This is a genomic window from Paraburkholderia bannensis NBRC 103871 (assembly GCF_000685015.1).
Classification (GTDB): Bacteria; Pseudomonadota; Gammaproteobacteria; order Burkholderiales; family Burkholderiaceae; genus Paraburkholderia; species Paraburkholderia bannensis.
The window spans coordinates 166,540-176,613 of the sequence record NZ_BAYA01000006.1; the positions used below are offsets into that span (position 1 = coordinate 166,540).

A 10,074-nucleotide genomic window follows, 5' to 3' on the forward strand; every position below is an offset into this window, starting at 1 on the left:
GCTCAAAGATCGAGCGACGCCGAAGCGCGCTCGGGCAGCAGCGTGGTGAGCACGTCCACGGTGCGCTCGGTCGCGCCACGGTGACGCGCCGCGAAAGCCGATGCCGCCGCGCCCATCGTGACGCGGCGCGACTTGTCCTCGAACAGTTCGCGCAAGGCGCGCGCGAGATCGGCGGGATCCTGCACCTGCAGCGCCGCGCCCGCCGCCACCGCATCGGCGGTCGCCTGCGTGAAGTTGAACACGTGCGGGCCGATCAGTACCGGCGTGCCCACGGCGCACGCTTCGATCAGGTTCTGGCCGCCCAGCGGCAACAGGCTTCCGCCGATAAAGGCCAGATCGGCGGCCGCGTAGTACGCCCCCATCTCGCCCATCGAATCGCCGAGCAGCACGTTCACGTCCTGCGGCAACGCGTCCACGCTCGCGTGCCCTTCCAGCGATGCAGCCGGTGCCGTAGGTGCCGTAGGTGCCCACTGCGAGCGCCGTTCGAGCTTGAAGTTCTTGCGCGCGACCAGCGCCGCAACTTCGTCGAAACGCTGCGGATGGCGCGGCACGAGAATCAGCAGCGCGTCAGGCACCTTCAGCGCGGCAAACGCTTCCAGCACGAGTTCTTCCTCGCCTTCGCGCGTGCTCGCCGCGACCCACACAGGCCGCGTGCCAATCGCGCGGTGCCAGTCGCGTCCACGCGCGACGAGCGCGGGCGGACTCGCCATATCGAACTTGAGGTTGCCGAGCACCGCGACATTGCGCGCGCCCAGCGTGCTCAGGCGTTCCGCGTCAGCCGGACTTTGCGCCAGCACGCGCGTAAAACCGCCGAACACCTCGCGCGCCGCTGCGCCGAACTTCGCCGCGCGCTTGAACGAACGCGCCGACATGCGCGCATTGGTCAGCACGAGCGGCACGTCGGCGCGCTTGCATTCGTCGATGAGCGTGGGCCACACCTCGGTCTCCATCACGAGGCCGAGCGAGGGACGCCACGCACGCAGGAAACGGCGCACGGCATGCGGCATGTCGTACGGCAGATAACAGCGCAGCACGCGGTCGCCGAACAGCTGCTCGCCGGTCGCGCGCCCGCCCGGCGTCATGTGCGTGAGCAGGATGCGCGCATCGGGGCGCGCCGCCAGCAACGCATCGACGAGCGGCTGCGCCGCGCGCGTCTCGCCCACGGAAACCGCGTGCACCCAGATCAGCGGTGTGTCGTCCTCGGGCAGGCGTCCGGCGCTGCGGCCGAAGCGCTCGCAGACGTGCTCGCGATATCCGCGCTCGCGCCGCGACCGGATCATCAGACGCAGCACCGCGAGCGGCGCGATCAGCCACCAGAGCGCACGATAAATGGCCCTTAGCATCGGGCCTCCGCGGCTACTGCTTGCGTGCGTTCGCTCATCATCGGCATCAAACTCGGCATCAAACCAGTTCCTTGCCCTTGAGGCGTTGCAGGATGCCCAGCGGCGCCCATTCCGGATGCACCATGTCTTTCGCGGGCAGGAAGAAGGTCTGTTCCATCATGAACTGACCGGACATGACCGCATGCGAGGTGTGATCCGAGAAACACACCCAGACCGAACCCGGCGGGAAGTTGATGGTTTCCTGCGGGCAGATCTTCTGATAGTCGAGGTCGGCCTTCATGCCGTCGTGCAGGTTGAGCATCAGGTGGTCGTACTCGCTGCGCGGCGACTTGGTGATGTGCAGCAGGTTCTGCAGCCACGCCGAGCCTGGCATCTGCGGCTTGATGTTGGGCAGGAAGCGCTTCGCCATGTCTTCGAACGGCTCGCCGACGCGCCATACGCGCGGCGCGCCGTTGGGGTTCACGTTGGTGAACACGCGCAGGATGCGCTCGCCGTAGTTCGGGCGCGACGGGAACGCATCGACATGCAGGCGCGAATCGTCCTTGCGCCACGAGGTCTCGCGCGTTTCGACCTTGTGCAGGCGCAGGCTGGTGGGCGCCACGCGCAGCTTGCCGATGTACTCCGGAAAGAGCCCGTCGACGAGCGAACGCGCGCACGACTGGTAACGCGCGATCAGTGCGCGCACGGCCGACTGCTGCACCGTGTCGCCGAGCACGCCATGCAGCGCGCCGCCGTTCGGGTCGAGGCTGATGTTCTTGCGCTTGGGATCGGCGATGGCCGGATCGAGCAGCGCGCGCTCGCCGCCCTCGATCGCGAATTCCAGCTTGGGGAAGTACAGCACCTTGCCCTGCTCGACGGCGTCGAGCAGTTGCTCGCGCGGCATGGGCAGCGATTGCCCTTGCCAGTCGGCGGAAGTGATTTCGATGATCTGGGATTCGTTCATGGTCGCCCCTGGAAGCGATGGATCTGGATGCCTGGCGGGCGGATTCGGCGCGGCAGCGCGCTTGATGCTCGCAATGCTCGCTATGCTCGTAGCGCCCGAGGCGCGAAGTGCGCGTCGCAGCGGCTTCGTAGCGGCTTCATCTACTCAGCCCCGGCAGGTCGAACAAGCTGGGCGGCGCGCGCGCCGATCCTTATACCCCGCGGGCCGACCGGCGCGCCTTGATGCGCCGCAGCCCGTCAGGCTTTTCCGACAAAGCAGCTGGAGCGCGTTGCCGCACCCCGCGCCGCCGCGCGCCTGCTGGCGCACATTGTCTTGCGTTGCCTCAAAGCAGGCCGAAGCCTGCCAGCGCGCCCTTGACCTGGGCGAGCGTTGGCGGCTGCCCCGCGGTGCCGATATTGACGACATTCGGCGACCAGTAGCCGCCGGTGCGCCAGGCGGTCGCGAAATTGTACAACTCGACGGTCGGGCGCTTCAGCGCCGCCGCGATGTGCACGAGGCCGGTATCGACGCCCACCGTCGCCGCCGCGCCGTCGATCAGGCCGACCACGGCGGGCAGCGAGAGCTTCGGCGGCACGATGGCTGCTTCGCCGAATTCGCGCGCGAGGCGCTCGCTCGTCGCGCGCTCGGCGTCGCTGCCCCACGGCAGCACGAGCGACGCGCCGCGGCGCACCAGCGCCTGGCCCAGTTCGATCCAGTGCGCGTCGGGCCATTGCTTGTCGGCGCGGGACGTTGCGTGCACGAACACCACATAGGGCACCGGCAGGTTCAGGCCGAGGGCCGCCAGCGCCTGCGCGGCGCGGTAGGTGTCGAGACCGAATTCGATGTCGTCCTGCGGCGACGGCGGCGGCAGGTCGAGTGCGCCCGCCACGAGTTGACGCGTGCGCTCGACCACGTGGGTGCGCGGCTCGATGCGGATCGAGCGGTCGTAGAAGAAGCGCACGGGCCATTCGTAACCCGCGCCGTCCGTGCGGTTGCCCAGACCGACCAGCGGCCCGCGCGCCCAGCTCGCGACCCAGGCGGTCTTGATGAGCCCCTGGCAGTCGATCACGAGGTCGTATTTCTCGGCGGCCAGCGCCCGGCGAAACGCGCCGATCTCGCGCCAGTTGGCCCCGGACAGCAGGCGCTTGCGCCAGCGGCGCAGCGAGAACGGGATCGCGCGGCGCACGCCGTCCACCAGCTCGACGAGCGACTGGAAACTTTCCTCGACGAGCCAGTCGATCTGCGCGTCGGGATACCGTCGCCGGATGTCGGCGATGGCGGGCATGTTGTGGACGACGTCGCCCAGCGACGACACGCGCACTATGAGGATCTTTTGCACGCTCAAGGCAAACTCGGGTTGATTCCGGCGGACGGGTTAAAAAAGGTGCGCAATTTTAGCGCGCCGCGGGAAGTTGAGCGAAAAAGCAGGGGAAAAGTGCGGAAATAACCGCCAGAACTGCCTTCCCTGCCCTTTCGAAGCGCTCGTGGCCACCACAAAACGGCTGCCCCAAACGCCGCGGCGCCGGGCGGGGAAAACCGCACGGCGCCGCTGGGACTTCAGATCAGACGCTTGTGCGCCTGACAAACCTTAGAACGGCAGCTTCGCGTCCGGCTTTTCGGCCAGGATCACGCGCTTGAAGTCGGCCTGGATGCGCGCAAGCGCGGCGTCGTTGTCGGCTTCGAAGCGCATCACGACCACCGGCGTGGTGTTCGACGAACGCGCCAGACCGAAACCGTCCGGATACTCCACGCGCAGGCCGTCGATGGTGATGACTTCGTCGGCGCCCGTGAACTTCGCGTTTTGCTGGAGCTTGCCGATCAGCACGAAGTTTTCGCCTTCTTCGAGCTTCAGTTGCAGTTCCGGCGTGGCCGTCGAGTTCGGCAGGTCGTTGAGCAGCTTGCTCGGATCCTGCACGCGCGCGAGGATTTCCAGCAGACGCGCGCCCGTATAAAGACCGTCGTCGAAGCCGTACCAGCGATCCTTGAAGAACACGTGGCCGCTCATTTCGCCCGCCAGCGGCGCGCCGGTTTCGCGCAGCTTCGCCTTCACGAGCGAGTGGCCGGTCTTCCACATCAGCGGCTCGCCGCCCTTGGCCTTGACCCACTTCGCCAGGTTACGCGTGCACTTGACGTCGTAAATGATCTGCTTGCCCGGGTTGCGCGAGAGCACTTCCTCGGCGAACAGCATCAGCTGGCGATCCGGATAAATGATCTGGCCGTCCTTGGTCACCACGCCCAGGCGATCGCCGTCACCATCGAATGCGAAGCCGATTTCGGCGTCCGTTTCCTTGAGCGCGCGAATCACGTCCTGGAGGTTTTCCGGGTGCGCCGGATCCGGGTGGTGGTTCGGGAAGGTGCCGTCCACTTCCGTGAACAGTTCGACGAGTTCGCAGCCCATCGCCTTGAACAGGCGCGGCGCGAGTTCGCCCGCGACGCCGTTGCCGGTGTCGACCACGATCTTCAGCGGGCGGGCGAGCTTCACGTCGCCGACGATGCGCGCGATGTATTCATCGGCGATGTCGTAATCGGCATAGGTGCCCGCGCCGGTTTCGAAACGTTGGTCGACGATGCGCTGATAGAGCGCCTGGATCTGGTCGCCATAGATGGCCTTGCCGCGCAGCACCATCTTGAAGCCGTTGTAGTCGGGCGGGTTGTGGCTGCCCGTCACGACGATGCACGAATCGACGCTGCGCGCGCCCGTGGGCAGGTTCAGCGGCACGCTGGCCGCGAAGTAGCCGACCGGCGTGGGAACCATGCCCACGTTGACGACGTCGACGCCCGCGGCGCGCAGGCCGTCGGCGAGCGCCGCCGAAAGATCGGGGCCCGACAGGCGGCCGTCGCGCGCGATCACCACCGCGTCGCCGCCCTGCGCACGCACCTCGCTGCCAAACGCCTGGCCGATGGCGCGCGCCGTATCCGTGTCGAGCGTCTTGCCGATCACGCCGCGAATGTCATAGGCCTTGAAAATCGATTGAGAAATCATGATGAGGCTCACCGTGCGATGAAAAGTCGGGGGTCTATTCGTAACATGTTTTGATACCGGAACGGCACCGGCAGTTACGAAAAGAGGGATCCGTTACAAACTATAATTGCGGGTTTTCGGCGTCCGCCGAAGGTTACGCACCCATTTTAATGCCCCGCCGTTTCTTCCAGAAGACAAAATCCGCGCGCACGCTGGCGGCTGTTCCCGGCTCCCCGGGATCCGCTCTGCGCGATTTGCATATTGCATCGGAAACCGGTTCGGCGCTCCTCGCGCGCACGCCGCGTGCCCGGTCGATCAACGGCGCGCGCACCACATGCTGAGCCTCAAACGCTTCGCCAATCCCGACGTCGCGCGCGCGTTTGCCAACATCATCTGGCTGGGCCTCGAACGCATCACGCAGATCGCCGTGGCCATCGTCATCAGCGGCGTGCTGGCGCGCTATTTCGGCCCGGACGTGTTCGGCAAATGGCAGTACGCCAACACGCTGCTGCTCGTGCTCGCACCCATCACCTGGGTCTGCGGCGCCGAAATCCTCGTGCCCACCATTGTGAACAAACCGCGCGAGGAAACCGGCACGGTGCTCGGCAGCGCGTTTGCGCTGCGCATTGGCGTATCGACGGTGGCTTTGCTGGTGACATGGGGCGGGATCGCGATGGGCGCGACCGATCCGATGGTCGGTGCGATGCTCGCGGGCCTGGCCGTCACCATGCTGTTTCGCGAGCCGTTTGTCGGCGTCATCAATGCGTGGCTGCAGAGCATGACGTACAGCAAGCCGCAATTGCTTGCGAGCATGAGCACCGCCGTCGTGAAGGCGCTGCTCGTGTTTCTGCTCGCGCGCGCGGCGTTCACGCCGGGCAGCTTCGGCTGGCTGTGGGCGATTGAATCGGCAGCGATTGGCGCGGCGCTCGTGCTCTATTACCGCAGCCGCCACGGCGGCAAGCTCGGCTGGCACGTCGACCGCGCGCTTTTCAGGCATTTCGCGACGGCGGGCACGGTGTTCTGGCTCGGCCTGATCTGCATGTACCTGTTCCTCAAGCTCGACCGGCTGATGCTTGAGCGCACGATTTCCTTCGCCGATCTCGGGCGCTATTCCGCCGCGCAGCAGCTCAACGAAAACTGGATCACGCTCGCGCTGATGCTCTCGCAGACCATCGCACCGGCATTCGTCTATCGCGTGCAGGAGGCCGCGCAGCTCAAGCGCAATCTCGTGCGCCTGTTCGCGATGACGGCCGCGCTGATGGTGGCGGGCGCGCTCGTGCTCGACGCGCTCGCGGGCTTCATCATTCATCGCGTGTTCGGGCCGGACTACGCGCAGGCGGTTGGCATCTTCCGCTGGGCCGTGTGGCTGTCGCTGCCCGCCGGCATCGAGGCGATCGGCAACCTCGTCGTGCTCAAATATCAGGCCAAGTTCGTTCTGCTCGCCAAATGGCTGCTCGCGCTCGCGGTGGCGTTCGTCGTGAACCTCGTGGCGATCCCGCGCATGGGCGCGTATGGCGCGCTGGTAGGTCTGGCGATTGGCTATCTCGCGGCGGCCTGCGTGAACTTCTATTACATCCGTTTCAAGCTGGCTTCATGACGAACTCCCCCGCTGCTCCGAACCTGGCCCGCATGGGCTCACTGGCTGACGTCGCCGTGCTCATGCCCGCCTACAACGGCCAGGCCGATGTCGAGCGCACGCTGGCCTCGTTCGCGGAAGACGCGCCGGTTTATGCACTGATCGTCGATGACGGCAGCACGCCACCCATCGTCGCGCCCGAGGTGCCGGGCATGCAGATCGACGTGCTGCGCATGGCGAAGAACGGCGGCATCGAGCGCGCGCTCGAAGCCGGTATCAATGCGCTGGCTGAGCGCGGGTTTCGTTACGCGGCGCGTATCGATGCGGGCGATCTTGCCGCACCTCATCGGCTGGAGAAGCAGCGCGTGCGCATGGAAGCGGAGCCTCGCGTTGCAGCGCTTGGCACGTGGACGCAGGTGGTCAGTCGCGCGGGCGCGCCGCTGTTCATGCTGCGCCCCGCCGCCGACGCACGCACGCTGCGCAAGACGCGCATGCTGCGCTCGCCGCTCGTGCATCCGTCGGTGATGTTGCGCATCGATGCGGTGCTCGATGTGGGCAACTATCGCCTGCAATATCCGGCCGCCGAAGATCTCGACCTGTTCCTGCGTCTGATGGAGCGCTACGACTGCGCGAACCTGCCGGAGCTTGGGCTCTATTACGAGCTCAACGAAGGCGGCATCAGCGCGACGAAGCGGCGCAAGCAGATCGTTTCGACCCTGCGTTTGCAGGCGCGTTATCTGAACGTGCTGAACTGGCGCGACTGGGCCGGCCTTGCTAAAAACCTGCTGCATTTCGTGACGCCTTATGGCGCCTTGCAGAAGGTAAAGCGCGCGCTGTTTGCGCGTGGCTAGATCCAGCGCAGCAAGACCGGCAGCAGCACCGGCACGACAAACGCCGTGAACACGCCGTTCAGGCCCATCCCAAGGCCCGCGAACGCGCCCATTTCCTCGCTCACCTGAAACGCGCGCGCGGTGCCGATGCCGTGCGACGCAACGCCAATTGCAAAGCCGCGCACTTCGGTTTCGCGCACGCCCACGGCGTTGAGAATCCAGCGCGCCGTCACGGCGCCGAACACGCCCGTCGAGATCACCAGCACCGCAGTCAACGACGGAATCCCGCCGACCTTTTCGGCGACGGCCATCGCGATCGGCGTGGTCACCGACTTCGGCGCGAGCGAGGCCAATGTCTGCGGCGTCGCGCCCAGTAACTTAGCAATCCCAACTGCTGACACAATCGCCGTCAGCGACCCGGCAACGAGGCCGCACAGCAAAGGCAGCGCAGTGCGCCGCAACTTGTCCCACTGCCGATAGAGCGGCAACGCGAGCGCAACCGTCGCGGGCCCGAGCAGGAAGTGCACGAACTGCGCGCCGCCGAAATAAACGCGATACGGCGTATCGGTGAGCTTGAGCGCGACGACCACGATCGCCACGGCGATCAGCACGGGGTTCGCAAGCGGATTGTGCTTTGCGCGCGCGTAGACGTTCAGCGCGATCAGATACGCGACCAGCGTGAGCGTGAGGCCAAGCAGCGGCGATGCGGCGAGATAAACCCAGATAGCGTCGAGCTTGTCGAGCGGCAGATGCGCGTTCACGATGCGCCCTCCTCGACGTTGCGGCTTCGTTGCCGACGCAACAATGCACGCGTGACGAGCGCAGTAACGGCGATGCCGAGCGTCGTGCTGAGCACGAGACTCGCGATCACGGCGAACGCTTCGCCGCGCACCGCCTGCGCCGACACCATGATGCCCACGCCTGCCGGGATGAAGAGCAACGAGAGATGGCGCAGCAGTTCAAGCGCGGTGGGTTCGATCGCCGCGGCGGCGGCGGGCCGCATCATCGCAAAGGCGAACAGCAGCAACATGCCGATCACGGGGCCGGGAACGGGAAGCGAGAAAACGTAGGAAACGCTCTCGCCGAGGCACTGGAAAATCAGCAGGGCGGCAAGGGATCGGAGCATGGTCGGGGGCGTTGCTGGACGAGGGGCGCAGGCAGCATGAAAGCTGGCGATGCGCCGCCAAGTTTACAGGAACATTGCACGCGCGGCAGCGTGCCTCCCCTCTAACTACGGCTTCGCGCGCGGCTCCAGACGCATGCGGATCGATTCGGATCCGGCAGGCAGGCTACGCTGCGGTGTGGCATCACGTGCAATATCGAATTGCCATCTTGCATGCCGACAGCGCCTGGAAACGCACTGCACTTCAAGCTCGCTCCACCTGTTCCAATTGCTCAGCAAGCTGGGTTTTCATCCACGCCGCAAAACGCTCGACGCCTTGCTGGAAATCAACTTTCGGCGACCAGCCGAGCGCGCGTCGCGCTCGTTCAATACTGAGCACGCTCTCCGGCACGTCGAATGAACGACCAGGACGATACCGCCGCGCCACATCGCTGCCCACTGCACGCTCCAGCGCGTCGAGCACCTGGTTAATGCTGTGACCGCGCCCCGATCCGATGTTGAACACGCGCTCCGGCCCCTGGTACTCCAACATGGGCAGCAGCACATCGACGACATCGTCAATGTGAATGTAGTCGCGAATCACCGAGCCGTCGCCCCAGACCTCCACGGGCTCGCCACGCAGCATCTTGCCGAGGAAGACTGCCACGGCGCCCTGGCTGGACTCGATACGCTGACCTTCTCCATAGGGGTTGGCCAGCCTCAGAACCGCATAGTCGAGACCGTGCTGCGCGTGAAACAGCGCGAGGTATTTCTCGATGGCCAGCTTGGCGATGCCATAGGAGCAAACTGGATCGGTCGGATGCGTCTCGTGAATCGGCACGCTTTCGGGAATGCCGTAAACGGTGCCGCCCGATGAGACGAAAACGACCTTGCGCAAGCGCGCTTTCACCGCGAGCGTAAGCAGACGCACGGTGCCGAGCACGTTGCTTTCCACGTCGAAGAGCGGGTCGGCATTCGACGACTTCGGCAGCGTGGTGGAGACCAGATGAAAACACGTGTCCATCCCTTCCAGCGCACGCGCCAGATCCGCCGCCGAGTTGAAATCGCCCTCGAAGTGATCGTAGTTCGGGTGGTTCGCGAGCTCATCGTCCAGGGCGCCAGAACCATACCGGCCGAAGCAACGCACTGCGTGGCCCTGGGCAAGCAAAGCCCGCGTCAGGTGCGAACCGATAAAACCGCGTCCACCCAAAACGAGACATCGCCTGGGCACCGTGGACTGCTTAGCAACGACGTAGTTCTTCATTGTTTTTCTACCATCGAGTGAATGCCCGGCGTCATCTCATGGATGCCGACGCGCCCCAACCAGGTTACAGACGCT

Annotated in this window: 9 protein-coding genes; 2 read left to right on the forward strand and 7 right to left on the reverse strand. The window is 65.5% G+C overall.

Annotated features, from left to right (window positions below; translation table 11 throughout):
- Nucleotides 1-2: 2 nt before the first annotated feature.
- From waaA to BBA01S_RS12065, 4 genes are all read right to left on the reverse strand, one after another.
- Nucleotides 3-1,343: a lipid IV(A) 3-deoxy-D-manno-octulosonic acid transferase gene (waaA, locus tag BBA01S_RS12050; protein ID WP_027816671.1), complete on the reverse strand. Its 1,341-nt coding sequence runs from the start codon at nucleotides 1,341-1,343 to the stop codon at nucleotides 3-5.
- Nucleotides 1,344-1,401: 58 nt separating this feature from the next.
- On the reverse strand, nucleotides 1,402-2,286 hold the full coding sequence (locus tag BBA01S_RS12055) for a Kdo hydroxylase family protein (protein WP_027816672.1): 885 nt from the start codon (nucleotides 2,284-2,286) through the stop codon (nucleotides 1,402-1,404).
- 322 nt (nucleotides 2,287-2,608) lie between these two features.
- A complete protein-coding gene (gene waaC / locus BBA01S_RS12060; RefSeq protein ID WP_052391732.1) occupies nucleotides 2,609-3,610 on the reverse strand; it encodes a lipopolysaccharide heptosyltransferase I in 1,002 nt (333 codons plus the stop codon).
- A gap of 243 nt (nucleotides 3,611-3,853) precedes the next feature.
- Nucleotides 3,854-5,248 (reverse strand): phosphomannomutase/phosphoglucomutase, encoded by a 1,395-nt coding sequence (locus BBA01S_RS12065; RefSeq protein ID WP_027816674.1) that lies wholly within the window; start codon nucleotides 5,246-5,248, stop codon nucleotides 3,854-3,856.
- Nucleotides 5,249-5,561: 313 nt separating this feature from the next.
- Here BBA01S_RS12065 and BBA01S_RS12070 point away from each other — a divergent pair, with 313 nt between their 5' ends.
- Nucleotides 5,562-6,824, forward strand: coding sequence for an oligosaccharide flippase family protein (locus BBA01S_RS12070; RefSeq protein WP_027816675.1), 1,263 nt, complete (start codon nucleotides 5,562-5,564; stop codon nucleotides 6,822-6,824).
- Nucleotides 6,821-7,654: a glycosyltransferase gene (locus BBA01S_RS12075; protein ID WP_027816676.1), complete on the forward strand. Its 834-nt coding sequence runs from the start codon at nucleotides 6,821-6,823 to the stop codon at nucleotides 7,652-7,654. Before BBA01S_RS12070 ends, BBA01S_RS12075 begins: the two co-directional genes overlap by 4 nt.
- On the opposite strand, the gene BBA01S_RS12080 is transcribed toward BBA01S_RS12075, so the two are convergent.
- From BBA01S_RS12080 to BBA01S_RS12090, 3 genes are all read right to left on the reverse strand, one after another.
- Nucleotides 7,651-8,394 carry an LrgB family protein gene (locus tag BBA01S_RS12080; protein WP_245641483.1) on the reverse strand — a complete coding sequence of 248 codons (744 nt, stop codon included), beginning with the start codon at nucleotides 8,392-8,394 and terminating at the stop codon, nucleotides 7,651-7,653. The two genes, BBA01S_RS12075 and BBA01S_RS12080, sit on opposite strands and share 4 nt — an antisense overlap.
- On the reverse strand, nucleotides 8,391-8,759 hold the full coding sequence (locus BBA01S_RS12085; protein WP_027816678.1) for a CidA/LrgA family protein: 369 nt from the start codon (nucleotides 8,757-8,759) through the stop codon (nucleotides 8,391-8,393). Before BBA01S_RS12085 ends, BBA01S_RS12080 begins: the two co-directional genes overlap by 4 nt.
- Before the next feature lie 241 nt (nucleotides 8,760-9,000).
- The gene (locus BBA01S_RS12090; protein WP_042296872.1) at nucleotides 9,001-9,999 is read right to left on the reverse strand and encodes an NAD-dependent epimerase/dehydratase family protein; all 999 of its coding nucleotides are present in this window, start codon (nucleotides 9,997-9,999) and stop codon (nucleotides 9,001-9,003) included.
- Nucleotides 10,000-10,074 lie beyond the last annotated feature (75 nt).